Origin of the sequence: Tolypothrix sp. PCC 7601 (genome assembly GCF_025677855.1) — a bacterium.
Classification (GTDB): domain Bacteria; phylum Cyanobacteriota; class Cyanobacteriia; order Cyanobacteriales; family Nostocaceae; genus Aulosira; species Aulosira diplosiphon.
The window spans coordinates 8,972,806-8,999,236 of sequence record NZ_CP064879.1 but is presented as its reverse complement, the minus strand read 5'-3'; the positions used below and the strand labels follow the sequence as shown (position 1 = coordinate 8,999,236).

Genomic DNA, 26,431 nt, shown 5'->3' with positions numbered 1-26,431 from the left:
ATCCCCAGTCCCCAATCCCCATTACCCCCCCCAGAGGGGGCCCCGAGTTCCCCAATCCCCAGTCCCCAGTCCCCAATCCCCAGTCCCCAATCCCCAATCCCCAACCTACTCCACCTGCTGCCACAAACTTTGGTAGCCAGTCACCAATCGGCTACCATCTTTGAAGACATGAATTTCTATCTGGTCGCTAGCCCAGGTAATTTTGTCTTGGAAAGCAGGATTAAAGATGTTAACTCGTTGATTGCTGGATGAGACTGGAGAAGTAGGAGAATGAATCGCCAAAGATTCTACAAATGGCCCATCAATCAGAATATCTAGCTGCTCTAATAAATCTTGCGAACCTGGGGGAGCAGATTCCGATTGCAGCTGCTTTAAGGTAAAGCCAGTAAATGACATCACGTTTAATCCAGCAGCTTTCAGCTTACGTGCTAAAGATGCCAATGCAGGTGCTTGCCAAAAGGGTTCGCCGCCAGAGAAAGTTACCCCTGTGTTGCGCGGCTTTTTCAAAATATTTTCAGCAAGGGTATCAACGGATATCAATTGGTTGACCTCGAATGACCAAGATGCTGGATTAAAACAGCCAGGACATTCGCGGGAACAACCTTGCACCCAAACAACAGCACGACAACCAGGCCCGTTAACTTCAGATTCATCAACGTAGCCCATAATATTAAGATGCTCAGGGGGAATTTCCATAAGTTGTTGCGATGGGTGATTTGGTTGGGATTCCATCTTTTTCCTCCTTTGAAGCTTTAGCTGTTAAATCAACTCATAACTGACTATTCGCTCCGTAGAGACGCGATTTATCGCGTCTCTACAGGATTTAAATGTCAATCGATTGGTTTTATCCGAACCCTATTGTCCCCACTCCCAATACTGCTCGGTTAAGGATTGTCAACTCTTAATTTGGTTTGGGGAAAAGGTGAAAGGGTAAGGGTTAAAGGTTTTTTCTTGTCCCTTTTCCCCTTCGCCTTTTGCCCTTAACCGACAAGTATTGTCCCCACTCCTGACTCAGCACTCTTGTACAGACGGGATTAATCGCGTTTCTCTAAACCAGCACAGCCATTCCTGGATAACGCACCGGGATTTTTATTGCATTGTGAATTTGATTAGCTAATGAAGCTAAGACGCTTGTGCTGACACATCTGAGATTTTGAACGAGGTAAGGGGCGGGTTGGAGAATATCGTTACCGCGTGCGTCTAATTGGCGTACCAAAACACGGGGACGGGAAGGAATATTGAGTTGGACTTCATCTGGTTGCAAAATATGAAGGATTTGGATGTAATCCATCACCCTTTCTGGTGTCCAAGGAGACAAGATCATGGTTTGAATAGCCAAATGTCCTGAATATTCCTGACGAAATTGCTCGATTCCTGCCACAAGGTTTGGTAGATTAATTGTCTCTACACAGCGATTGACTTGCTGCAATTGATTTGACGAAATGGCATCTAGTTTTGCAGCGACTGTATCTGCCATGATCAAATCCCTACGCACTTGGGGATCGGATAGCAAGGTGCTATTAGTCAGAACCACAGTGGGCTTTTTGGTAATTCTTTTGACAACACCGATAATTTTCTCTAAATTCAGGGCTAGTGTTGGTTCGCCACTACCACTGAGGGTGACTGTATCTACATTATCTAGTGATACAGTCTGCAACTCATCAACAATTTGAGATGTTGGGACAAAAATTTGGCGTTCAGTCGTCAGGGCTTCAATTTTTCCCAACTGGCAGTAGATGCAGTGAAAGGAGCAGGTAGATTTTGAACCAATAGGATCGATGCCAAGCGATCGCCCAAATCGCCATGATTCTACTGGCCCATAGACAGAAGCACAGGATGGATATTGTTTATATGCTGTAGCACTCATACTTGCTCCTTCATAAAATCAAACATACACTGGTATCAAAAAACAATCTAAAAATTTGGATTTAACACAAATTTAAATCTAGAAGTTGAGGAACTTGTGAGGTTAGCTAAAAAGGATGTACCCCTACGCTTAAGCAAGCTACGCGGAGCGTCTTTGCAGGAGAAGGTTGAACAAAATTAATTCTTTGACTATTGGCTCTTGTACAGACGCGATTAATCGCGTCTCTCCAACTCTTGACTCTTTGAAATCAAATAAAAAATCAATATGGCAATTAATATTCAGGAAATCAAAATTTTGGTGGTTGAAGATCAGCCAGAAGATTTAGAATTTTTAGCAGATATTCTTTGCTGTCAAGGGTATCAAGTTAAAAGCGTCAATTCGGGAAAACTCGCAATTAGTCAGGTAAATGCTTTTCAACCTGATTTAATTCTGTTAGGTTTAATGATGCCAGAGATGGATGGATATGAACTTTGGCAATATCTATTATATGAAAAGACTACACAAAATATTCCGATAATTTTCCTGAGCTATCCAGAGGAATTCTTTAAAAAATTTAAATCCTATGAAATAGGTACTGTTGATTATATTGCTAAACCCTTACTCTTAGAAGATGTTGTCTTACGGGTCAAGAATCGACTTACTCTGGAAAACCTCAAACAGCGATTAACAGCTAAAAATCCTCATCTAATAGCAGAAAAGCATGATTTACAACACAGCAACATATATATAGATGCGATGTTGCATAGTGCTAAGGTAGGCATTTGTCTGACTGATGAAAATGGATATTTTTTAGAGGTAAATCCTACCTACTGTCAAATGTATGGATTTACCAGTGAAGAACTAATTGGTCAACAATTTACCCTACATTATGCAAATTTAACAGCTGTTGCTAAATCTAATTTAATTCAGCAATATAAAAATTTTATTGTTAATGCGACTCAGTCAGAAAAAAGAGAATTTATTATTACCCGTAAAGATGGTTCGCGCTTACCTGTAGAAATGACTCAGGTAATTGGGCAACAGGATGATGGTAAATATTTTGTAGTCACCACATTCACAGATATCAGCGATCGCCAAGTTGCACAAGCTGCCCAAAAATCTCGCGAACGTTATTTAGAAGCTTTACTAGAAATTCGACGCAAATTATCTACTTTTGATGGCAATAAAAAATACTACGGCGAAATTGTCCAAATTTTGGGGATAGCCGCAAAAGTCAGTCGTGTATATATTTTTGAAAATCATCATGCAGCCGGAGGTGGTTTAGTGATGAGCCAATGTGCTGAATGGTGCGCGCCAGGAATTCAGCCGAAAAATCATAACCCTGCGCTACAAAGCGTTGCTTATGATAAGTCGTTTCCACGTTGGGCTACCTTATTATCACAAGGCGAAATGATTTCCGACATTGTGGCGGAATGTCCGGAGTTAGAACGGGAGATTTTAGCTAATCAGGGAGTTTTATCAATTCTGGTTCTCCCGATTTTTGTCAAAGGTGAGTTTTTCGGTTTCATTGGCTTTGATAACTGTGTCGCCGCTCGTTTTTGGGAAACTGCGGAAGTCTCACTTTTACAAGCCACCACTGCAGCTATTGCTGTTGCTCATGAGCGAGCGCAACTATTAGAAACAGAAAAACAAGCACGTGCAGAATTAGAAAAGCAAAATCGCCAACTCCAGCAGCAAATTCGTATCAGCGAAGCTTCGCGGAAGGCGCGCCTGTTTGCTCTTAAAGCTAGTGAAGGTAAATATCGTCACCTAGTTGAGACTTCCCAAGATATCATTTGGTCTGTGGATATAGAAGGATTAATTACTTTTATTAATCCGGCGGTGAGAAAGTTATATGGTTACGAACCCCAAGAGATGATTGGGCGGGCGTTTACTGATTTTATTTTGCCTAGCCAAGTGACGCAGATGCAGGAAGTGTTTCTGCGTCTTCTCAATGGCGAGTCGATTTTCCAGCATGAAACTATTTGTAGTACGAGAGATGGTAGTATTCTGTATCTGATGCTGAATGCGATCGCTCTACATAATGATGAGGGCGAAGTTGTTGGCATCACTGGTACAGCTAGTAATATTACGCAGCGCAAACGCGCCGAACAAGCATTACAATCCAGTGCAATTAAGCTGCGTCAGCATAATTTAGTACTTACAGAACTCGCCACCAATCAGGTGCTTTATCAAGGCGACTTAAAAGCAGCTGTGAGTCTGATTACAGAAGTAGGGGCAAAAAATATTGCGGTGGAACGAGCCAGTGTTTGGCTATATACAGAAAACGAGACAATTTTGCAGTGCATAGATTTATTTGAGCAAAGCCAAGATCAACATAGCGAAGGATTTTCCCTCATTACCGCCGATTATCCGGCTTATTTCCAAGCTTTGCATCAAAACCAACTAATTGTAGCCCATGATGCCTGTAACGATCCGAAAACTCAAGAGTTATCTCAGTCTTACTTAACTCCTTTAAATATTACTTCCATCCTTGATACACCCATCCGACTAGGGGGAAAAACTGTTGGTGTTTTATGCTTGGAATCTGTATTAATTGCTCATCATTGGACACAAGAAGACCAAAATTTTGCCCGTTCCTTGGGAAATTTAGTCTCTTTAGCCCTAGAAGCAAGAGAACGCCGACGCGCGGAAACCGCACGCCGCATTTCCGAAGAAAAGTTAGGTTCGGCTTTTCGCTCATCTCCTGACCCGATTAGTCTCAGTATTATTCCGGAGATGCGCTATATCGAAGTTAACGATAGCTTTTGTTCATTTTTTGGTTATTCCCACGGTCAAGTCATTGGACATACTAACCAAGAATTGCAGATTTGGGTAAATCCAGAAGAATATGCTTATCTTCAGCAAATTTTGCGCCAAACAAAAGCAATTCGTAACCATGAAGTTGATGTCCGTACTGCTACAGGTGAAGTGAAAACTACCTTGTTCAGCGCGGAAATGATTGAAATTGATGGGCAACAGTACATACTGGGTACAGCTAAAGATATCACTGAGCGTAAACAAGCTGAAAACGAAAGCCGTTTATTGTTGTTAACTACCCAAGCGATAACTCGCGCCATTGATGTAAACACAGCTTTAGTGGTGATTCTGCGCTTAATTTGCCAAAATATCGCCTGGGATTTTGGCGAAGCTTGGATACCGAGCGATGATGGCAAAATTTTAGAACATACTCTCAGTTGGTACGGTGAAGATAGCAGCTTAGAAGAATTTGGGTTAGAAAGTAAAACTATTAGCTTAAATCTGGGCGAAGATTTGCCAGGGCGAGTTTGGCAACAGAAACAGGCAGAATGGTTAGAAGATGTGTCTGGTGTCACACAGCCTGTTTTTTTGCGATCGCCACAAGCAGCTAGGGTAGGATTAAAAGCTGTGTTTGGTGTGCCAATTTTAGCTAGCAACAAAGTCCTAGCAGTTTTGGCCTTTTTTAAAAGCAGCTCGGTACAAGTTGATAAGCGGTTGCTATTGCTAGTATCTGCAGTTGCAGCCCAGTTAGGGGGATTAATTCAGCGCAAACAAGTAGAAGCAGCCCATAGAAAGAGCGAAGAACGCTTGCAATTAGCCCTAGAAGCCAGCGATTTGGGATTGTGGGATTGGAATCTCACCAGTAACAAAATTTATCGTGACTGGCGCTGGAAGAAAATGCTGGGCTATGAAGAACATGAAATTGAAGATAATGTCCAAGCTTTTGAACAATTAGTCCATCCCGAAGATTTACCTTTAGTTAACGCAGTTTTAGCGCAGCATTTGCAAGGTGTCAGCCCAATCTATGAAGTAGAATTTCGGATGCGCTGCTCTTCCGGTACTTGGAAGTGGATTCAAACTCGCGGGCAGATTTTTGAGCGTGATGAACAAGGTGTACCACTGCGAATGACAGGTACAAACAAAGACATCACTCAACGTAAAGCCTTAGAAAAAGAAATCGCCCTGAGAGAAGCGCGCCTCAATGCCTTTTTCTCTGGTGCGCCTGTGGGTATGAGTATTTTAGATAATCAACTGCGGTTTGTGCAAATCAACGAATTACAGGCAGATATTAATGGATATCCGCAAACAGACCACATTGGTAAGACTATTCAGCAAATTATTCCCCATATTGCCCCTGTGGTTACTCCATATTACGAGCAGGTGCTATCAACTGGGAAACCAATTCTCAACATAGAAGTCAGCAGCCCTGCACCCCAGCAACCAGATACGGTGCGTCACTTCTTGATTTCCTATTTTCCCATTCCCGGTGAAGACGATCGCCCTTCTGGTGTGGGTACAGTCATGGTAGAAATTAGCGATCGCAAATATGCAGAGCAAAAATTGCGTTTAGCTAACGAACGCTTACAATATCTCCTGACTTCTAGCCCTGTGGTGATTTATAGCTGCAAAACCTCTGGGGATTTTGGCACTACTTTCATGAGTGAGAACGTGAAGAAAATGCTCGGCTATGAAGCGCGAGAATTTCTGCAAGATTCGAGTTTCTGGTTGCGTTACGTCCACCCAGAAGATGTGGAATCTATCTTGAAAAAGTTTTCTGAGCTGTTTGAGCAGGAGTATCGGTCTTACGAATACCGCTTTTTACACGCTGATGGGACTTACCATTGGATATACGAGCAAGTACGGTTAATCCGCGATGAGGCTGGGAACCCGATTGAGTGTGTGGGTTATTTAGCAGATGTCAATGTGCGGAAGTTAGCAGAATTAGGTTTGCAAGCCAGTCAACAACGATATCAACTGTTAGCAGAAGCCTCACCAGCTTGTATTTTCCACACCGATGTTGATGGCAATATTTTATATTTTAATCAACGCTGGAGTGAAATTACTGGGCTTTCCTTAGTCGAGTCTCTGGGTAGAGCTTGGGCAAAAGCCATGCATCCAGATGATTACGAGCTTGTGTTGTCAAGTTGGGATACATCTAGGGCAAACAAAAGTCCCTATAAAATGGAACATCGGTTTCTCAGCCCTGATGGTAAAATTATCTGGGTAATTTGTCAGGCATTGCCAGAAATCGGCGAAGATGGCGAAGTTAAGGGCTACATCGGTACAGTTACAGATATTACCGAGCGCAAGCTAGCAGAAGAAGCCTTACAAGAAAGTGCGGAACGGGAAAGAGCGATCGCCCAAGTTATTCAAAGGATGCGCCAAACCTTAGATTTAGAGACGATTTTCGCCGCCACCACCCAAGAATTACGACAAGTGCTAGACTGCGATCGCGTTGTGGTTTACCGTTTCCACCCCGATTGGACTGGTGAATTTGTCTCTGAATCGGTGGGATTTGGTTGGTCTTCGCTCTTAGAAGCACAAAAAAATGACCCCTATCTTACCGAAGGTGCTTTAGCAGAAGGGCGTTGTATTTGGACAATGTTGGATAGTCTACAGCAGGTGCGAGATTCAGATCTGAACACTATCCCAGAGATTGAGTATACCCAAGTTGCCAATTTTCGCTATGTTGCAGACATTGACAAAGTCAAATTTCAACCCAATTACATCAACTTTTTAAAGCGCCTGCAAGCTAAAGCTTATATTACTGTGCCTATTTTATGTGGCAATGAAGTGTGGGGATTATTAGCTAGTTACCAAAATTCTGTCCCCCGTCAATGGAAAACAGAAGAAATAAACATTGTTGTCCAAATTGGTAATCAGCTAGGAGTTGCTTTACAGCAAGCGCAATTACTAGCCCAAACTCAAAGTCAGTCACAAGCATTACAAGCAGCTGCGATCGCAGCTGATGCGGCTAATCGGGCTAAAAGTGAATTTCTGGCGAATATGAGTCATGAATTGCGAACACCACTCAACGCGATTCTTGGTTTCACCCAAATCATGACCCGCGAAAATACCTTATCCAGCGAACATCAGCAACACTTAGCAATTATTAATCGTGCTGGTGAGCATCTATTAAATTTAATTAATGACATTTTAGAAATGTCGAAAATTGAAGCTGGTAGAACGACTTTGAATGTCACTAGCTTTGATTTAATTCATTTATTAAAAAGCTTGGAAGATATGTTACATTTCCGGGCTGCTGCTAAGAACTTACAGTTGCTATTTGAATATGCTGATGATATTCCTCAATATGTGCAAACTGATGAAAGTAAATTACTGCAAGTTCTGCTCAATCTTTTAGGGAATGCTATCAAGTTTACTCATCAAGGTAGCGTCATACTGCGAGTAACATCGCAGCAGCAAGAGCAAAATTCAGACCATGTTACCCAAATTGTATTTGAAGTTCAAGATACTGGCCCCGGTATTGCACCCCAAGAAATTGATTTATTATTTGAAGCCTTTGGACAAACTGAAACTGGTAGAAAATCGCAACAGGGAACAGGACTCGGTTTAGCCATTAGCCGCAAATATGTACAATTAATGGGTGGAGATATTAGCGTTAGTAGCACTTTAGGCGAAGGAAGTAAATTTACTTTTGATATTCAAATTAACCTCGCTTCAGCTAGCGACATTCATCTCCAACCAACTAAATCCCCTGTTATTGGTTTAGCACCTCATCAAGAACAATATCGCATCTTAGTAGTTGATGATGCTAGAGAAAGTCGTTTATTGATAGTTGAGCTATTAACATTTATCGGTTTTGAGGTGCAAGAAGCTACTAACGGCAAAGAAGCGATCGCGCAATGGCAAGAGTTGCAACCACACCTAATTTTTATGGATATGCGGATGCCGATTATGGATGGCTACGAAGCCACAAAATTTATTAAAGCTTCCGAAAGCAAACTTTCTATACCTCAGCGTCGCACGATCATTATTGCCTTAACTGCCAATGCTTTTGAAGAACAACGCGGCGCTATGATTAAAGCTGGTTGTGATGACTTAATTAATAAACCCTTCCGCGAAGAAATTTTACTAGAAAAGCTGAGTACTTATTTAGGAGTCAAATATCTTTACCAGCAAGACAGCAATCAATTAGTCAAGGCGAAGCTTAATAAAAAAGAACAAATTCTCACTTCTACCGAATTACTACCTTTGTTATCGCAAATGTCACCGGAATGGCTCACCCAGCTCTACCATGCTGCGGCTCAGTGCAGTGATGGCATGATTTTAGACTTACTGGATCAGATTCCCACAGAAAATCCTGTTTTAAAAACCTTTTTAACTGATTTAGCAGATAACTTTCAATTTGAAAAAATTATGGAACTCGCAGAGCAACCAGATATTTTTTCATGAGATGAGGTAGATGAGGGAGCAGGGGAAGAATAAATTACCAATGCCCAATGCCCAATGCCCAATGCCCCAATACAATTTTTACACCCTGCCCAAGTATGAAAATCTACCCGCCTTATTCTCTACCTAAAATTTAAAAATCCCCGAAAACTATTTATATAGGTACTATTGCCAAATTTTTATAAGCAGATATACTGAATATATAGAGACTCAAAAAAACTCTCGCATCTACAAAAAAAGTGAGAAGCTAGCTACAAGATATAGCAGCTAGCTTCTAAGGGTATCTACCGTTTTTCGTCTTCAGCCGCTTACTGCTCCAGTTCTCATACTAAGTTTGTCATTTTTTTTTGTCAAGCTGTCATTTAATTAAGACAAAAAAAAATGTCTTGCATTTGTGACTTCATGAGAGAAAATAAAAGACAAGCGTAATATTCAGGATTTCGGTATATGACTGACAGAAGGCGTTCTGATGATTACAAGCAAATCAGCGGCTATATTCCCCTAGATTTAGCGCTGGAGTTCAAGAGCATCTGCGCTCGTTTGGGTATTTCCCAAAGCGATGCGATCGAAGAGATGGCCCATGAGTGGATAGCCCAAAAAACGGGTTCTCGCTCGAACAGTTCTCGAAATGCTGCTCCCAAAACCATTGCTGATTTAGTGCGAACCAATATGACAGAACTGAAACGCTGTGGAATAAAAAACTTATCAGCGTTAGCCAAGGGTGAAGTTTTACCTACACCAGGAGACTTTGCAATTATCACATCGGCTTTAGCCATCCCGGAGGAGGAAAGAGTAAAGATTTGGGAAGAAACTTTTAAATTGTCCGTATATCAAGATACTAGGGGTGTAAAAGTGTATAGAGATTCTGGAGGTGTCAAAGAAGATGAGTGTGAGTATTCTTAGAATCCTCAACTTACCGGGATGGAATTATAAAATGTCTTATGAAGGAGTTTCAATTGTTGCTCCTACTAAGCGTGATGCTACGCAGCTTGCTCAAAGCTACGGAGACGCTCTCAGTGAAACTGCATACAGAATTAATGGGAAAGTGCGGATTCGCTGGCGAGGTTGTAAGAACCCAATTGAATTTTTTGGGTGGATGGCGACGCAAGAACCGCCAACATCCGCAGAAACTGCGGAACGGATATTACAATATCAAGGTTCTGTGTTTTGTAGCCAGTTGCAAATACCGTCAGAATTGTTGTACCGCATGGTAGCTGCTGCAGAAAATGAGCGCCCTGTGAGTATCGTCAGACAAGATACTCGCAAGCAAATCATTGTTAATCAGCCAATGGCTGAGATGCTAGAGACACCACCAGAAATTGCGACTCAGAGGGTAATGACCCAATTTTGGCTACCTGAGGATTTAGCAGAACTGGAACAAAGGTTACATAATGATCGCCAGTTCACCTGGACATATTCTGCGGGATTGAATGAGCGCGCTTGGGCGATACTCACCACTCAATTCGAGGCTTTTGAGGTTGATGGTATTTGGTATAGACAGGGAACCTGTTTATCAACGCCTCAACTTGTGCCGATTCCACCAGGGGTATTGGAACAGGCTTAAATAAATAATTTGACTCCTTCAAGAATTTAAAAATCATCAGGTGCGTCCTTTCTTTTGCAATTTCAGGGTGCGCTCCTTCAAAATTTGCGATATTAAATTTTGCGAAAAGTTGCAAGGAGGGTTTCCCTACGTAGCAAACTTTTCAAGACGGATTTTGGAGGAAAATTTGTGAAATTAAATAATACAGAATTTAATTAATAATTCCTGCAATCATTCTCGAGTAATTGAGATTTTGGACTATTATTAGCCCTCTTATGTCACTTGCGGAAAACAATAATCGGAGCGAAACTCTGAAACTTTGATTTGATAAAGTTTTGAGCTTTTATTTTCTAACAGAAACTAAAATTTATAGCCAAAAACTGAAAAGTAAAACTCTCAAAGGCTTTCAGGCATTGGTTTCTCCCAAAGTGACAGAACAGGGTTAGTCACATGTTTTTTTCAAAACCTCATTCCTCATCCCAAAAGTATCTTATTTACCACTTCCAAGGGCGGAATCTAGGTTTCAGATTTAGATTCGTTATCTGATGTGGTTTGTAATCCTTTTAGCTGTGATTGTGCATCTTTATAGCTATCTTGATCGCCTCTTTGCTTAAATAATTTTGCGGCTTGCTGAAAATCTGCGATCGCGCCTTTTTTCTCCCCTAATTTTGCCCGCAGTAAACCGCGATTATAATAGGCTAAGGCATAGCGCGAATTCACTGCGATCGCTTTGGTGTAATTTGCCAGTGCTACTTTTTTATTTCCCCATTCCAGATAAGCATTACCCCGGTTATTATAAGCAACTGCATTTTTAGGTTCTAGTTGAATCGCTTGGTTATAATCTACAATTGCGCCTTGATAATTTCCCAAAGAAAAGCGATGCATTCCTCTATGGAGATATGCTACAGCTAATTTCGGATTTAGCTCGATAACTTTGTTATAATCTTCAGTTGCTTCTAAATTTTTGCCCAAATCGCTATAAACATCTCCCCGACTTAGATAAGCTTCCAGATATTTCGGATTGATGTCAATGGCGCTATTATAATCTTGAATCGCAGCTTGACTTTGGTTATTTGTAAATAAAGTTAAACCCCGTTGATAATAGGCTTTAGCATCATGGGGATTTAGCTCAATCACTGTATCAAAATCTTGAATCGCAGCTTCTTTCATTTTTAAGCGGCGGCGGACAATACCCCGTTGTAAGTAGGCTTCGCTATACTTTGGCTGAAAGGCGATCGCTTTACTAAAATCAGTGATTGCTGCTGGATAATCTTTTAATTCTACACGTGCTAAACCCCGCCCATAGTAAGTATAAGGATTTTTGGCATTCAGTTTAATTGCTTGATTAAAATCTGCGATCGCCTGTTTATATTTACCTAATTCATAAAAAGAAAAGCCACGGTCATAATAAGCATTATCATCCCGGCGATTTAGCTGAATTGCCTTGCTAGAATCTGCTTGAGCTTTTTGATATTCTCCTAATCGATAAAAAGCATCACCTCGGCGATTATAAGCTTGTGCATGTCGCGGATTTAATGTAATTACCTGAGTCAAATCTTTAACAGCTTCTTGGAATTCACCTTGCTCATATTTTTCTATTCCTTGCAGGTATAATAACTTGGCATCACCCGCAGGTTTGGAAGTGAGTGAAAACCATGCAGCAGCACCAACTGTAATCAAGCTAGCGATTCCAGCAACAATTAACCAAGGCTTGTTAATTATCCGTTTTTGAGTGCCATTTGTTAGATGCTTGAGGTCATTTAATACTGCAGTAGCAGACTGATAGCGTTTGTGGTAATCAAAACGCACCATTTTATCGATAATTCTAGCTAAACCTTTGTTGACTTGTGGAATTTTATCACGCCAAACAATTTCACCTGTCAGCAAATTTTTGTGCTTTGGTAATATAGCTATTTCATTATCTGTTAAACCGATGAGAGCTGCGATCGCTATCATACCTAAAGCATATATATCGCTGTTAGGTTGGGTGTTACCTTGTAATTGCTCTATGGGTATATATTCGAGATTGCCAACAATATTAGCGACAATTTCTTTCATAGAACCAAAGTCAATCAAAACTAACTTGTTGTCCGACTCCCGCCGAATAATATTTGCTGGTTTAATATCCTGATGTATGACTTCTTGACTATGGATCAATACCAAAATTTCTAATATCTCAGTTAAGAGATTAATAACTTGCTCTTCCTCCCAAGGAGTACCTAAAAAAATTTCCTCAGTTAACGGCTTACCAGGAATAAATTCTTGTACTAAGTAGAATTCTTCATTTTCTTCAAAATAATTAACTAGCTGCTGAATTTGCTCGTATTTTTTACAGACTTTTTCTAAAGTTGCTGCTTCACGTGCAAACAAGCGGCGCAAAATTTTTAGATCTTGAGGATTTTTGTTGGCAGGTTGTAGTTGCTTCAAGATAAATTGACTGTTAGGAAGGTTTGTATCTTCCACCAAATAGGTTTGTGTCAATTCCCCTGTATTTAAAACCGCCAAGATTCGGTAACGTGCATCCAGAAGGTGACTATGCATGAAAATAAATATAGTTTTATCCGGAATGATTTGATTATAGCTTGCGTATTATTACTGATGTAAATTTATTTAGTTAGATAAAAATATGCAACAGTTTATTGCTAACTATAGGCAGTAAAGTATATTATGCCGTAAGTTAACGCCCCGCCAATGATATCAAAGTTGACGTGTTAAAGAAATCACTATCTTGAAAATAGGGAGCAGGGAAAGAGAAATTTTGATGTTTGGTTGTGGTATTTTTCCCTGGGGGCGAATTTGAAAATAGGGGCACTTAGGCTAAATAAGAACGATTTTCATGCTTTTTATGGAATTTTAATACCTAAAAACAGTACTGACGCTTCTACGGCTTCCCAAAGAGTAGCACCACTGTGTAGATCACTTCTGAAACAAGGTTAGCGCCTACCGTAATATTAATTTGAAAAGAGAATGCGACAGCTTGTAGAAGCACGGCAGTGCCTTGCCCTCTAGAATATATTGATGTATCGCAAACATTATTTGATTTGGTATAAGATATCCAAATCGTGGTAATGGACATACCCCCTTGTAGTCACTGCTGTCAAGTGGGATTGCTGAGTAACTTATATTAAGCAGTTAAAACAATTAATTACACAGATTATTTCTCTGTTCTCTCTTTCTACTAATAAACTTAATTTTGCACGATTATTAGTGTACGCAGTTGATGAAGGTTACTGAGTACTACTTTTCCAAATCAAAAATCTTAGCAAATATAGAAAACACAGAGTAAAAAATTATAATTTTTTACTCTGTATTTACCTATGTATCTGCACCCTCAAGATTCGTGATGCCCTTTGCTTTATTTCTGATAATCTTAGTTTTTTTTAAACAACATTTCCATCTGTCTTACGATAGGTTTGAAGATATTCTATTGTCTATAAGATTCTATTTTTTTCAGTGGTTAATCTCTATTAATGTTACCAGTTTATACTCATCAAAACAATGATACTACAGGAGATTTAACTTGTTGTATTTATTACGTGTTGCGCTTAAATAGGAAAATACAAGCTTAAAAATTTTGCTACATATTTGTAACTAGCTTCTTACATATAACAATTCGGTTTGATACCTGAAAATGCTTGTGTAGCAAGGGGAAAGAGCAACGATAATCAGGAATAAAACTATACCTACCTTTTTCATAAATCAAATATTATTCTTATATATGTTGAATTTATACAAATACAACTGGGTGCATCCCAGTTTTTATTTTATAACTAGAGAATTAAGCGTCATTGCGAGGAGGAACGACGAAGCAATCGCATGGATTTATTCCTGGTGAGAGATTTTGCGATTGCTTCACTCCACTTCGTTGCGTTCGCAATGACATTGAAAAAAGTGGGATGCTCCCAATACAACTCTTCTACAAGAATCATATTTTATACATTATTAAAAGCTTCATATTTAATAGAAAGCCATGAAACTTTGCTTATACAAAGCTATAGCTAGTAAAAAAAGCTGCATTATATAAGTACAGCGCGTCTTGAAGTAGGCTAGAATGCGTATATGTAATGTGTAGTTTATTAGCCACCCACTTGAATGTAAGAATCATATTTGATGGCTAAAAACTCTATATACCTTAATTTCTTCTTTCCTGTTCTCTTTCTACTTCAGTATTTTCTTTGCATCAAAACTGATTGCTATGGCATAGTTTGCAGCACAACAATATTGTGTTTTAATACATAGCAACTACATACAACAGACTATTACTGATTTTTAAATTGCTCGTCTACGGGAATCTGATAGCCATTAGCAAGGCGGTTAGTTGTATTTGCTGTAGCAACGATCGCTAACAATTCACCAAACATCGTATCAGTCATGCCCTTGGCACGTCCTGATGCTGTGTGTGAAGCAATACAATAATCACAGCCATTGGTCACACTGACCCCAATGTAAATTAGTTCACGCATCAATGGATCAATCTCCCCTGGACTGGTCATGACTTCCTTGACCGTTTGCCAAGTACGTTGCAGGGTAGGGGGATGATTAGCGATCGCTTTCCAAAAATTGTTGATATATTCAGTCTGACGTGTAGCGCGGATATCATCATATACCGCCCGCACTTCATCGCTAGCTTGTTCGTATTCTATTAAATTAGTCATTTGTCATTTGTCATTTGTCATTTGTCATTTGTCATTTGTCATTTGTCATTTGTCATTTGGTAATGGGTAATAGCTATTTCTTACTGTCTCCTCATCCCCCTCATCTCCCTCATCTTCCCCAGTTCCCAGTCCCCAGTCCCCAATCCCCATTACCCCTTATCCCCAGAGGGGGCCCCAAGTTCCCCAATCCCCAACTAAACAGTACTTTCTACAAGTTGGTTTTCTTGACGCAAATAGGCTTGAATGAAAGCGTCAAGGTCGCCGTTCATCACATCGGTAATGGCTGTTGTTTCAATGTTGGTACGCAAATCCTTCACCATTTGGTATGGGTGAAACACATAGTTACGGATTTGGTTACCCCAAGAAGCTTCCACCATATCGCCGCGAATTTCGGCAATTTCTTGGGCGCGTTGTTCTCGCGCAATCACTAGCAACTTTGCTTTGAGACGAGCTAAAGCTTTCTCTTTATTTTGCAATTGCGATCGCTCTTCTGTACAACGCACAGCCAGACCAGTGGGAATGTGAACAATTCGCACTGCTGTTTCTACTTTGTTGACGTTCTGTCCGCCTTTACCACCAGCACGAGATGTAGTAATTTCTAAATCCTTTTCGGGAATGTCTAGTTGTACAGAACTATCTATTTGTGGCATAACTTCCACCCCAGCAAAACTGGTTTGGCGTTTACCATTGGCGTTAAATGGCGAAATCCGCACTAAGCGATGTGTACCAGTTTCCGATCGCAAATAACCATAGGCGTAGCGACCAGTAATTTCCAAAGTAGCCGATTTAATCCCGGCTTCATCACCTTCTGACTCTTCAGCTAAAGCCACCTTGTAACCGTGGGCTTCTGCCCAACGGGTATACATTCGCATCAGCATGAATGCCCAGTCTTGAGCGTCTGTACCACCTGCACCAGCGTTAATTGTTAACACCGCGCCTTTATCGTCATAGGGGCCGGAAAGTAATTGTTGTAACTCCCACTGATCGAGTTCGCTATTGAGTGTGGTAATCGTAGATTCCGCTTCTTGCAACAGCGATTCGTCGGTTTCTAACTCCAACAACTCAACCACAGCCTTGGTATCTTCCAGATGAGTTTGCCACTGATGATACTGCTCAAGGTGGGCTTTCAGGTCATTGAGTTCTTGTAGAGTTTCTTGGGCTTTAGTTTGGTCGTCCCAAAATTCTGGCTGGGCGGAAATTTGTTCTAAATCTTGAATTTTCGCTGTCAGTGCAGGTACGTCAAAGATAGTCCTGGGTTTTACCCAGGCGGTAAGACAACGTTTCGATTTCGCGTTTGAGTTCTAAGACATCCATAGTGCTTACTAAAGATAAAGCGCTCCCGATGGTAAGGAACTTGCTCTTAATTTCTATTTTCCTTTTTGATTTTAGCTGTAGTTGACCAAGTTCTCTCGTTGCATTTGTCTAAGTTGCTAAAATTACAGAAATTATTCAGTATGCATATTTGCTCGCGCTAGGGTTTGATATTGCTGTTGCAAATAGGCTTTGATCAAAAAATCAATGTCACCATTCAAAACCTCCGTTGCAGCTGTTGTTTCTACTTGGGTACGCAAATCCTTGACCCTGGTATAGGGATGCAAGATATATTCACGGATGGGCTTTTTGAATAGAGATTTGATTCTGCCAGATTGAAGATCAGAAATATTCTGAACACCTTGGGCTTGCATGAAAGCCCATAGCTTACTTTTAAGAATAGCTAAGGCTTGCTCTTGGTTCTGCAGTTGATTACGTTCTTGGTCACACAAGACAGTAATTCCTGTAGGAATATGAAAAACTTGTACCCACGTTTGTGGGCGGTTGACATTTCCACTATGCCAACATTTAGTTATATCTAAATCCTTTTCTGGAATTTCTAACTCAAAAGATTTATCTAAAATGGGGCTAACTTCTACAATTGCTTTGCAAGTGAGTCGCTTACCATTACCATTTTGGGGATAAATCCTAACTATTTTTACATGAGTTCCTTGTTCTGATTTGAGGCAGCCGTATGCGTAAAGACCTGTAATTTCTAGGGTAGCGGACTTAATTCCAGCTACATCTTTGCAAGATTCTGCGACTAGATATACTTTGTAATTGTGGCTATTTGCCCACCGATAGTACATTCTCAACAAAATCGAAGCCCAATCTTCGGCATCTATTCCACCAACCCCGGCAGTAATAGTAAGATATGCGCTCTTTTGGTCGTAATATTCAACTAGTAACTGTTGTATTTCTAGTGTTTTAAGTTCTTGTTGAAGCTGGATCAGGTTAGTTTGCGCCTCATGCAATAATTGCTCATCGGCAGAGTATTCTAACAGTTCTAGAGCAGCTTTGATATCTCCTAGAAGTGAATGCGATCGCTGATATTGTATCTTTTTGGCATTGAGAGATTCAATATCTCTAACTGTTTCATAGGCACTAACGCTAGTTTCCCAAAAATTAGGCCGAGAAATTATATTTTCTAATTCTTGAATTCTTGCAGTTATTTCTCCCAGGTCAAAGACAATCTTCTGCTTTGCCCAGGATATTCGATAACCTTTTTACTTCACGTTTGATGTTTGAGAGTTCCAGCATAACTTTGCTCACTTACGGCTGATAACTTACTACATATTGTATTACAAAAATTTCTTCTTAAGTTTAAATGTCATCCAAATTAAAAAACCGTGGTTGAATCTCAACAACCACGGTAATAATTTATCAATTTTACTTACCTATGGGTGCTTAATCACGGCCATTCAGGGCAATTAGCAACCGCAAAATAAAAATGAATAGGTTGATGTATGTGAGGTACATAGACAAAGCCGCAGGCAAGTACTGATCGTTGCGATAAGTACGAGGCAAGATATAGAAATCAACTACAGATGCGCCGACGAACAAAAATACGCCCAAACCAGAAATTGCTATTTCTAGCCAGGTTGGTGTATAAACACCAAACAAAGCAAAGACAAATTGAGCCAAACAGACAACTACTAAGGCAATGATGCCGAGAGAGACGGTTTTACTTAAAGCCATCCCGTCTTGTTCCGAAAGATTGGAACCAATTTGACGGGCAACAATAAAGGTAACACCACAACCTAGGGCAGCTAAACCAATACCTTGAATGCCTACACCTTGAGTTCTCAAGGCGACAAACACTAAGCCACTGAGAGTATATCCAGTTAAGAGGCTATAGGTAGCTAGTAGGGGTAATGCCAAACCTTTGTTGCCTTTTTCAGCAACATTTTGCGCCACAAAGAACAAAATTAGCTCTAGAATTACCGCACCAATGAAGGTGGGAAAGAAAATTCCGGGGTTAGTACGGATAACTCCCAAACCACCGTAAGTTCCCAGTGCTGTGAGTACAAGACCGCCACCGACATAAGGAAGGGCATTGGCAATTACATTAGGGCCTACGAGGGCTTGAGTTCTAGCGTCCCGAATGGCATCACGAAAATTGCTGGTGTTGCTCATATTTAAAAAAGTGTTTTACAGATAAACGTTCTGCTTTACTCTCATTTTTACCAATATCTGCGGCAAGTAACCAGGGAGTAACGCTAAGGACTTCCAAATAAATATCCTATCGTTATGTAAGTAGAAGGAGCAGAGGAGGCAGTCCCAATGAAAAAAATTTCATCACCATGTATGAAAGTAGCAATGGGCAGTATTTGTACTCAGCACTTTCAAGTCAGCTATTAATGCCTAGTTTTGGCACAACCAAGCATAAAAATCTGTCTTTCCCATGCCCTATGACGGCAGTTGCTACAACGGGGGGAACCCGCTCATGCGACTGGCTCCGCAACGCACTGCCTTCCCTATGCCCCATAACTATTTTCAACCTAGAGGAAGACGATGATTGTGGTCTTCACTCTCTTAATTGGATAATTTAATTTCTGTAACTCCCCTAGATAAATTCTGTTTTTTGGTGTATTTATCAAATCAGAACGATACTTTTGTGCTTAAAAAATTTTAGTCTTGAGTTTTTGGAGACTCTACAGTATTGTTCTTACTGATAGAGAATTCTTGATTGTTCCTGCCCAAGAGCAAAGGTAAGGATCGGTAATATTGAGTCAGTAAATTAGAAGCAGCCAAAATAGGGCGATTGAGATAACTTTTCGATGTCCAGCAATCTCCGCAAATGCTGGTATGGTTAGTTCTGATAGCAGAATGGGCAATCTAAATTTTAGATAGGTTGGTAGTATTTTTTTCCCATTCAACTCAGCAAGCAAGATACTCATTGATAAATGTATGTATTTTTAAGCAGAAACATTTAAGGTGTGTTGCCAGAACTCAAGAGAATGAGCTTCTGCAAATTGTTGTGGAGAAAACTACTTTTATCAACAACAGAGATCAATAAAAAATCATGCGTGTAAATACTGAACTAGAGCTTCGAGACCCTAATAAGTTCAGTATAACGACGATGGTTTATTCAGTCTCGTCTAAGGAAAATAATGACAGCTTTGATAACAATATACGCAACTCCATTTCTTCAGAAAAAGGAGTTACAACAAAGGAATTTTTATATGGCAGCAAGTGAGTCCTCTGTGCGAATAGATGGTATAGAGCTATTACATTTATACCACCAGAATCCTTCTATTAAACTTCGTAATCAACTTGTACAGCTACATACTGGTTTAGTACGGAAGATGGCTCACAAATTTAGCCATCAATGTAATGAACCTTATGAAGATTTAGAACAAATCGGTTATTTTGGTTTGATTAGAGCCATTGAACGCTTTGATCCCAGCCAAGGATATGCGTTTAGTTCCTTCGCTGTACCATATATTCGCGGTGAGATGCTGCATTTTCTGCGCGATCGCAGTACTCTATTAAAAATTCCCCGGCGTTGGCAAGAATTATATAATGAGGGGCAAAAGGTTCGCAAAGAATTATCAATTGCTTTAGGTCGTCCTCCTAAAGATTCCGAAATCGCTAAACAGCTGCATGTCTCTGTTCAAGAATGGCAAGAAACTAAATTAGCTGCTCAAAATCGGATGCCTTTAAGTTTAGATGCTACTGCAGTTCATTATGTTGATTGTCAAATAACTTTAGGTGAAGCCCTTCCTTGTCCTCGTTCTAGTGCGCTTCAGCAACAAGAAGAAGAACGCCAACAACTGCAAGGTGCTATCAGTTTGTTAGAAGAAAAGCCGCGTATGGCAGTTGAATTAGTATTTTTAAAAGAACTTTCCCGCAAGGATGCAGCTAAAAATATCGGTACCAGCCCCATGACAGTAACGCGATATCTGCAAAAGGGAATTCAAGATTTAATTTCCTATTTACAACCGCAAGCTGTAGCTAATGGGTCATAGTTCAGTAGTAAGGGTAGATGAGGGAGACGAGGTAGATAAGGGAGATGAGGGAGAATAGTGGAAAAGTTATTAAAGACCATAAAGACTTAGTAGTATATAAAATGGCTTTTGATGGAGCCATGAATATTTTTGAACTATCTAAAAATTTTCCATTAGAAGAACGCTATTCACTCACCGATCAGATTCGTCGTTCTTCTCGTTCAGTTTGTGCTAATTTTGCTGAGGGATGGCGTAAAAGAAGATATCAAGTAGCTTTTGTAGCGAAGTTAAATGACTGTGAGGCAGAATCGGCGGAGACTCAGACTTGGATTGAGTTTGCTGTTAAGTGTAACTACATGGATATTGAAATAGGCCGAGAACTCTATGGTACATACAATAAAGTTATTAGCGGCTTAGTACACATAATCAACAAACCATCACCTTGGCTAATTAAGCATTAATCTCTCCCTCATCCCCCTCATCCCCCTCATCCCCCTCATCCCCCTCATCCCCCTCATCCCCCTCATCCCCCTCATCCCCCTCATCTCTACTCAACGAGATTTTAAATCCGCGATCGCACCTTTAGTCATGGCAGCAATCGCTTTATCGGTCGCTTTCGGCAAATGATAATATTTACCTCCGGCTGTTTGCGCTAATTCTTTGGCAAAGCCAGTGGAAACAAATTTACTCTCCGTATCAATTACTAACAGCTGTATTCCCAAAGCGCGAATTCTCGCTGCAATTTCTAACAATTCGCTTTTGATATCTGGCTTTTCTCCTGGTTCCTGTGGTTCACCCAAAGAACGAGCTAAGGGTATATTACCCCGACCATCGGTGATCGCTACAACCACAACTTGCCCAATATCTCCACTCATTTGAGCATTTAACCCAACGCGTACAGCTTGGGTTAAACCATGCGCTAAGGGTGAACCGCCACCACAGGGTAGTCTTTCCAAACGGTTACGTGCTAAAGCAATGGAACGAGTAGGAGGTAATAATACTTCTGCTTGTTCGCCACGGAAAGGAATTAAGGCTATTTGGTCGCGGTTTTGGTATGCTTCGGTCAAAAGTTGCATGACTGCACCTTTAGCTGACTGCATCCGGTTGAGGGCCATGGAGCCAGAAGCATCTACTACAAATACTACCAACGCCCCAGCTTTGCGTACTAAGCGCTTGGCGCGGATGTCTCCCTGTTCAACTATGACTTTGCGATCGGGGTGTCTTTCTCTACGTGCTTTTTGATACGGTGCTGCGGCTCTGAGTGTGGCATCTACAGCAATGCGTCTCACCTTGCCTTTGGGCAACATGGGCTTAATGTAGCGTCCCCGGTCGTCTGAGAAGATAATACTGCGGCTACCAGATTTACCTTGCCTCTTTGCCATCTGAGCAAAATAAAGCACAGTATCATCAAGGATCACCCCTTCTGGATCGAAGATAAATTCTTCGGGGATGCTGGGTGGTTCTTGTTGTTCTTGTTCCTCTTGTTCCTGTTCTTCTTCCTGTTCGTCTTGTTCAGATTCGTCCTGATTTTCTGGTGGCTGAGGTGGCGGCGGGGGTGGTGGTGGTGCTTGTTGTTCTGGTGGTGGTGTCTGCACAACTGTAGCGCGGGGAACAATTACCAATTCCACAGCGCGGCGCAAGTCTTCTGCGTTGACGGTGTTGCGTCCTTCCAAAGCCGCTGCCGCTTTCGCCACACGCACTGCAAATAACTCGGCGCGGTGTCCTTGAACGCCGCCACGAATAGCTTCGTTTACCAAGTAAGCAATTTGATCGTGGGTAATTGTGACATCTTTCAACCATTCCCGCGCCAGGATAATTTGAGTTTTCAGTCCGTCTAAGTCTTCGTTATATTGTTCTAGGAATTCTTGGGGAGATACTGAATAAGCGATCGCTTGTTCAACTGCTTGTACTCTTTGATCTAAACCCAGGACTCCATCTGCTGAGAGTGCGATCGCAATTCTATCTAGTAAATGCTCCCGTAATGCGCCTTCTTCTGGGTTATAGGTAGCAATAAACAAAGGTTTGCAGGGATGCTGAAAGCTGATCCCTTCCCGTTCAATTTGGTTGCGTCCTTCTGATAATACTGTTAGTAGCTGATTGCTAATTTGGTCATCTAATAAGTTGATTTCATCCACATACAACACACCCCGGTTAGCTGTAGCGAGTAAACCAGGCTGAAATACCGTGTCCCCTTCTTTTACCGATTTTTCCACATCCACAGAACCCAGGAGCCTGTCTTCTGTCACCCCTAGGGGAATTTGCACAAACGGCGCAGGGACAATTGCAGTAGGAACTTCTTGAATGTCTTTATCTGCGTATTCTGCTAACAGGAGATCGTCCCAATCTTGGGGCTGATTGGGGTCACAGTTACTAATCGAACCTTCAACAACTTCAATGGGTGGTAGCAAGGCGTGAATTGCACGAGCCATCACAGATTTTGCCGTACCACGACGGCCTGCGATCGCCACTCCACCCAATCCAGGATCAACTGCTGCTAAGAGTAAAGCTAATTTAATTGCTTCTTGTCCGACTACGGCTGTCAGTGGGAAGGAAGTGACTTTAGGGGTGATAGTAGGCGCAGGCATTGTTTGGCAATATAGCTAGTCTCGGCTTTTAGCATATCAAGCTTCTGGCACATTTAGAATAAGTGTTGTGACAACTTTCCCCAAGGAGCAAGATTGATGAGTATTGCTCAGGCTAAACGCTTCACTTTAGACGAATACCACAGACTCACAGAGTTAGGTTTTTTCCATGAGGATGACCATATTGAATTAGTCAACGGAGAAATCATCGAAATGGTATCGAAGGGTAAAGCACATGAAACTTGTTTAAGAAATTTGTGGAAACTGTTACCGAAGTTAGTAGAAGATAGAGCTACTTTGCAATCTCAAGCGCCAATTACAATACCCCCTAACAGCGAACCTGAACCGGATTTTGCGATTGTTAAAAACAAAGATGATAATTATCTATCTGCCCACCCATCACCTATTGATGTGTTACTGCTTATAGAGGTTGCAGATTCTTCTTTAGATTATGACCAAGTTGTAAAAATTCCCCTTTATGCTAAAGCTGGAATTACTGATTATTGGATATTTAATTTATTTGATAATCACTTAGAATGTTACAGCGAACCTTATGCAGATAGTCTGGGAAAATACGGTTATTCAAGTAAGCGAATTGTCTTAACTAATCACTCCCAGTTCGCCCATTTTTTTGGAAGTTAGAAGAAAGACTACTCAGGAGTAAAAGATTGACCATCAAGTTGAGTGTAAATACTGATGGAAAAGCCCAGTAAAGCAAGAATACGCTTCTGCAAAGGTGAAAGAGCGGTCAAGTGAGCATAAATTTCGTTTTTCACCTCAATCAACAGCAGTGTAATCTCTTTAAATGCAGCCAGAATTATTTCTGCGCTAGGTCTTGTAGTTTCGCGCTTCGGATTGCCAACATAAAGACCCGCAAGTTTTTCTTTCTCTTTTTCTAGATTGTGGCGAACCTGGAATTCTAAAAGGTTTAAAACTCGCAAACCAATAGACAGTAGTCTTATTAAACCAGTAATATGGTCTTCACGTTGTAAATATATCGGAGTCAATGAAAGAGGAAAGTTTTTCAGCCTCGCAAATCCTCGTTCCATTAAGTACTCATCTCTATAGGCACGAACTGCTTGTTTTAAACCAAATTCATTTGGATTTTTATTTGTAACGTAAACCCGCCAGCCTAACATTTGAATTTGGTGTTGAACTGCGGAATCGTCAATCTTAAAACTCATGTCAAACCATAGTTCTTCTACTATTCTAGCTTTGCGGTCTCGGTATCTTTTTTGAACTTTTTTAACTCTTTTTTGTTTGAATGTCAACTTGAAATAATCCACTTGTTTGATATCTGTTGAAAATAGCTTCACATGTTTCTAACCATTCAAAGTGTGAAGTGAGCTTTTTCTTGCCACGTCGAGGCACTTTAAGTTTTTCTAGAGCATCTACTGTTTTCTGTATTCGTTCACGTAGATGTTTTTCTGCTGTTTTTTGAATCGCAAATGAGCGCACAATTAATTGTCTTTCCGACCAAGAGATTTCTTGCCCATCAATCTCTATTTCATGGATAATCTCTATTTCAAAGCCATCCGCTATATTTTTGGTTTTGGCATCTGCATATTCGTAATCTATAATTGTTAGTTCTTGTTGACCATCCCAAACTGGTTGGAGATATTTGCTTAGTTCTTCGTTAGATACTTGCTTGGCTGTTAAAGGACATAAGTAAAAATCTCCGCCCAATACTATATGAGTTCTTGTCTTTATTGATGACATTTTACAGTCACCAATATATAACAATTCTGACTTTTTTATTGTTGAACGTACTTTATCTATTGCTGGAATATATAATGGGTCATCTGCTTTTTCTCCTGACAATATTTCCGTCGCTATTGGCATTCCTAATGGGTCTAATGTCGATAGCATTATTTTCACTTGCGCCAAATCCGGACGATTGTCTTTGCTATGACCCCATTGAAATAAGCCTTCTGGGTTAACTCCACAATGACTTGAAGCCGTTGTACTATCTAAACGTACCTGTTCTGGGATAATATCGTACACCCGTAGCAAACTACTTCCTAGTTCCGACTCAAATGAAAACCAGTTTGCATCTATAGATAGGTAACGTAATACTGCTTGCAAACGGTCATCTGCCAAATCGAGCGAGCGTAAAGATTCTTCCGTAAAGCTTTTTAACGTTTCTAACCGCTTACTCACCCAACCTTGAACGTGGTTCAAACGGTGATCTGCTTGCGATAATATGTGTGTTAACCATATTACCACCACACTACCTAGATTTAATCCTTGCCAGTTTCCGTGACATGGAAAATGTTTATCGATTAGTTGTTCTACTCCCATCTGCTCCAGTTGTGTTAGCAGTAGGGGTATATCATCAACTCGTTCGTTTGTAATTCTGGGTTCAAATTCCATAAACCCGAACTTATACCTACTTAGTTCTTTTTGGAATATATCTAGAGGTATACTTTTTTGGCTAACTCAGAAAAAAATGAGCGAACCGGGAGTAATCAAATGATAATTTTACCTTGTTTTTCTGATTTATCTCTTGATTTAAGTAAAATATTTCCGCCAAAGCTTAATTTCTAATTTGTTTATGGCTTATAGTGATTTTAAACTAGCTGAGATTATTGATGCTTTTAGTTTAACCATCCACGAATCATCTGGAATGTTTGCCAGCGTCCAAGAGCAAGAATGTAGCGATTTATTATCTACCATCCTCAAAGAAAATGTTGATTTAGCAGTTGCTATCAGTTCTGAGAAAGCTCGCAGCGAAATGATTATTAGCCCGATATTACTAGAAATTAGGCGGAAATTTAATTATGAAATCAGTTTATTTTCTGGAGTCGATTTTACAGTTGATAGCCAACGCGGACTCAATGGTTTTTGTGATTTTATCTTAAGTCTATCTTCCGAGCAGTTACTTGTACGCAGTCCAGTTGTTGTTCTCGTAGAAAGTAAGAATGAAAATTTAAGATCTGGGTTAGCGCAATGTATTGCTGAGATGGTAGCCGCCCAATTATTTAACGATAAAAGTCAAAATCACATCAAGGCTATATATGGTGCTGTAACTATCGGGACTATCTGGCAATTTTTGAAGCTAGAAGGAAATATAGTTTCGATTGATTTGAGCGAATATTACATCAAAGATGTTAAGAAAATATTAGGCATTTTGTATAGTGCGATCGCCGAAAGTAAACCTTAATCAAATAAAACTACAGATGAATTGTAAAGTTATTGTATCGGGCGATCGCTTGTGTAATTTTTCACCAAAAGGGGTATTGACATAACTTTAACACTATGCAATTCTCAGTATAGAGACAGCAAAATAATTCACTCTAAAGTGCAAGTATTTGGTGTTGTCTCAGCAGCAGAATTCCTAGTTTACTGACAAGCTTCGTGTCATCCCTTCG

Annotated in this window: 17 protein-coding genes; 7 read left to right on the top strand and 10 right to left on the bottom strand. The window is 40.5% G+C overall.

Features of this window, described 5'->3' with window-relative positions:
- Positions 1-105 precede the first annotated feature (105 nt).
- Positions 106-732, bottom strand: coding sequence for a 4Fe-4S single cluster domain-containing protein (locus HG267_RS36410; RefSeq protein ID WP_045871092.1), 627 nt, complete (start codon positions 730-732; stop codon positions 106-108).
- Positions 733-1,048: 316 nt separating this feature from the next.
- Positions 1,049-1,867: a radical SAM protein gene (locus HG267_RS36405; RefSeq protein WP_045871091.1), complete on the bottom strand. Its 819-nt coding sequence runs from the start codon at positions 1,865-1,867 to the stop codon at positions 1,049-1,051.
- A gap of 264 nt (positions 1,868-2,131) precedes the next feature.
- Here HG267_RS36405 and HG267_RS36400 point away from each other — a divergent pair, with 264 nt between their 5' ends.
- The 3 genes from HG267_RS36400 (at position 2,132) to HG267_RS36390 (ending at position 10,583) form a co-directional block, all read left to right on the top strand.
- Entirely contained in the window at positions 2,132-9,022 is a 6,891-nt protein-coding gene (locus tag HG267_RS36400) for a PAS domain S-box protein (protein WP_063749831.1), read from the top strand.
- A gap of 444 nt (positions 9,023-9,466) precedes the next feature.
- A complete protein-coding gene (locus HG267_RS36395) occupies positions 9,467-9,922 on the top strand; it encodes a ribbon-helix-helix protein, CopG family (RefSeq protein ID WP_045871090.1) in 456 nt (151 codons plus the stop codon).
- Complete coding sequence (locus HG267_RS36390) at positions 9,903-10,583, top strand: PAS domain-containing protein (protein WP_045871089.1); 681 nt, start codon at positions 9,903-9,905, stop codon at positions 10,581-10,583. Before HG267_RS36395 ends, HG267_RS36390 begins: the two co-directional genes overlap by 20 nt.
- A 495-nt stretch (positions 10,584-11,078) precedes the next feature.
- On the opposite strand, the gene HG267_RS36385 is transcribed toward HG267_RS36390, so the two are convergent.
- From HG267_RS36385 to HG267_RS36365, 5 genes are all read right to left on the bottom strand, one after another.
- Complete coding sequence (locus HG267_RS36385; protein WP_045871088.1) at positions 11,079-13,103, bottom strand: serine/threonine-protein kinase; 2,025 nt, start codon at positions 13,101-13,103, stop codon at positions 11,079-11,081.
- A gap of 1,718 nt (positions 13,104-14,821) precedes the next feature.
- Positions 14,822-15,217 carry a carboxymuconolactone decarboxylase family protein gene (locus HG267_RS36380; RefSeq protein WP_045871087.1) on the bottom strand — a complete coding sequence of 132 codons (396 nt, stop codon included), beginning with the start codon at positions 15,215-15,217 and terminating at the stop codon, positions 14,822-14,824.
- Between the two features lie 194 nt (positions 15,218-15,411).
- Positions 15,412-16,531 (bottom strand): peptide chain release factor 2 gene (prfB, locus tag HG267_RS36375; protein WP_096621659.1). Its coding sequence is split into 2 segments (ribosomal slippage): positions 15,412-16,458 and positions 16,460-16,531, totalling 1,119 coding nucleotides; the frame shifts between segments, so codons are not numbered across the junction.
- 131 nt (positions 16,532-16,662) lie between these two features.
- Positions 16,663-17,785 (bottom strand): PCRF domain-containing protein gene (locus HG267_RS36370; RefSeq protein WP_096622135.1). Its coding sequence is split into 2 segments (ribosomal slippage): positions 16,663-17,712 and positions 17,714-17,785, totalling 1,122 coding nucleotides; the frame shifts between segments, so codons are not numbered across the junction.
- A 150-nt stretch (positions 17,786-17,935) separates the two neighbouring features.
- A complete protein-coding gene (locus tag HG267_RS36365; protein WP_045871084.1) occupies positions 17,936-18,664 on the bottom strand; it encodes a Bax inhibitor-1 family protein in 729 nt (242 codons plus the stop codon).
- A gap of 1,049 nt (positions 18,665-19,713) precedes the next feature.
- Here HG267_RS36365 and HG267_RS36360 point away from each other — a divergent pair.
- On the top strand, positions 19,714-20,499 hold the full coding sequence (locus tag HG267_RS36360; protein WP_045871083.1) for an RNA polymerase sigma factor SigF: 786 nt from the start codon (positions 19,714-19,716) through the stop codon (positions 20,497-20,499).
- A gap of 44 nt (positions 20,500-20,543) precedes the next feature.
- Positions 20,544-20,939: a four helix bundle protein gene (locus tag HG267_RS36355; protein WP_045871082.1), complete on the top strand. Its 396-nt coding sequence runs from the start codon at positions 20,544-20,546 to the stop codon at positions 20,937-20,939.
- A gap of 90 nt (positions 20,940-21,029) precedes the next feature.
- Here HG267_RS36355 and bchD read toward each other — a convergent pair whose 3' ends face one another.
- Positions 21,030-23,063: a magnesium chelatase ATPase subunit D gene (gene bchD, locus HG267_RS36350; RefSeq protein WP_045871081.1), complete on the bottom strand. Its 2,034-nt coding sequence runs from the start codon at positions 23,061-23,063 to the stop codon at positions 21,030-21,032.
- Positions 23,064-23,159: 96 nt separating this feature from the next.
- Between bchD and HG267_RS36345 the strand changes: the two genes are divergently transcribed.
- A complete protein-coding gene (locus HG267_RS36345) occupies positions 23,160-23,702 on the top strand; it encodes a Uma2 family endonuclease (RefSeq protein WP_045871080.1) in 543 nt (180 codons plus the stop codon).
- An 8-nt stretch (positions 23,703-23,710) separates the two neighbouring features.
- Here HG267_RS36345 and HG267_RS36340 read toward each other — a convergent pair whose 3' ends face one another.
- Both HG267_RS36340 and HG267_RS36335 read right to left on the bottom strand, forming a co-directional pair.
- Entirely contained in the window at positions 23,711-24,331 is a 621-nt protein-coding gene (locus HG267_RS36340) for a hypothetical protein (protein WP_263420012.1), read from the bottom strand.
- A complete protein-coding gene (locus HG267_RS36335; protein WP_263420011.1) occupies positions 24,306-25,433 on the bottom strand; it encodes a hypothetical protein in 1,128 nt (375 codons plus the stop codon). The genes HG267_RS36340 and HG267_RS36335 overlap by 26 nt, the downstream gene beginning before the upstream one ends.
- 181 nt (positions 25,434-25,614) lie before the next feature.
- Between HG267_RS36335 and HG267_RS36330 the strand changes: the two genes are divergently transcribed.
- Complete coding sequence (locus tag HG267_RS36330) at positions 25,615-26,223, top strand: hypothetical protein (RefSeq protein ID WP_045873865.1); 609 nt, start codon at positions 25,615-25,617, stop codon at positions 26,221-26,223.
- Positions 26,224-26,431: the final 208 nt, after the last annotated feature.

Bases quoted from the DNA above. Each gene is read 5' to 3' on its own strand.
- HG267_RS36410 (WP_045871092.1), bottom strand. From the start codon at position 732: ATGGAATCCCAACCAAATCACCCATCGCAACAACTTATGGAAATTCCC.
- HG267_RS36405 (WP_045871091.1), bottom strand. From the start codon at position 1,867: ATGAGTGCTACAGCATATAAACAATATCCATCCTGTGCTTCTGTCTAT.
- HG267_RS36400 (WP_063749831.1), top strand. From the start codon at position 2,132: ATGGCAATTAATATTCAGGAAATCAAAATTTTGGTGGTTGAAGATCAG.
- HG267_RS36395 (WP_045871090.1), top strand. From the start codon at position 9,467: ATGACTGACAGAAGGCGTTCTGATGATTACAAGCAAATCAGCGGCTAT.
- HG267_RS36390 (WP_045871089.1), top strand. From the start codon at position 9,903: ATGAGTGTGAGTATTCTTAGAATCCTCAACTTACCGGGATGGAATTAT.
- HG267_RS36385 (WP_045871088.1), bottom strand. From the start codon at position 13,103: ATGCATAGTCACCTTCTGGATGCACGTTACCGAATCTTGGCGGTTTTA.
- HG267_RS36380 (WP_045871087.1), bottom strand. From the start codon at position 15,217: ATGACTAATTTAATAGAATACGAACAAGCTAGCGATGAAGTGCGGGCG.
- HG267_RS36365 (WP_045871084.1), bottom strand. From the start codon at position 18,664: ATGAGCAACACCAGCAATTTTCGTGATGCCATTCGGGACGCTAGAACT.
- HG267_RS36360 (WP_045871083.1), top strand. From the start codon at position 19,714: ATGGCAGCAAGTGAGTCCTCTGTGCGAATAGATGGTATAGAGCTATTA.
- HG267_RS36355 (WP_045871082.1), top strand. From the start codon at position 20,544: ATGAGGGAGAATAGTGGAAAAGTTATTAAAGACCATAAAGACTTAGTA.
- bchD (WP_045871081.1), bottom strand. From the start codon at position 23,063: ATGCCTGCGCCTACTATCACCCCTAAAGTCACTTCCTTCCCACTGACA.
- HG267_RS36345 (WP_045871080.1), top strand. From the start codon at position 23,160: ATGAGTATTGCTCAGGCTAAACGCTTCACTTTAGACGAATACCACAGA.
- HG267_RS36335 (WP_263420011.1), bottom strand. From the start codon at position 25,433: ATGGAATTTGAACCCAGAATTACAAACGAACGAGTTGATGATATACCC.
- HG267_RS36330 (WP_045873865.1), top strand. From the start codon at position 25,615: ATGGCTTATAGTGATTTTAAACTAGCTGAGATTATTGATGCTTTTAGT.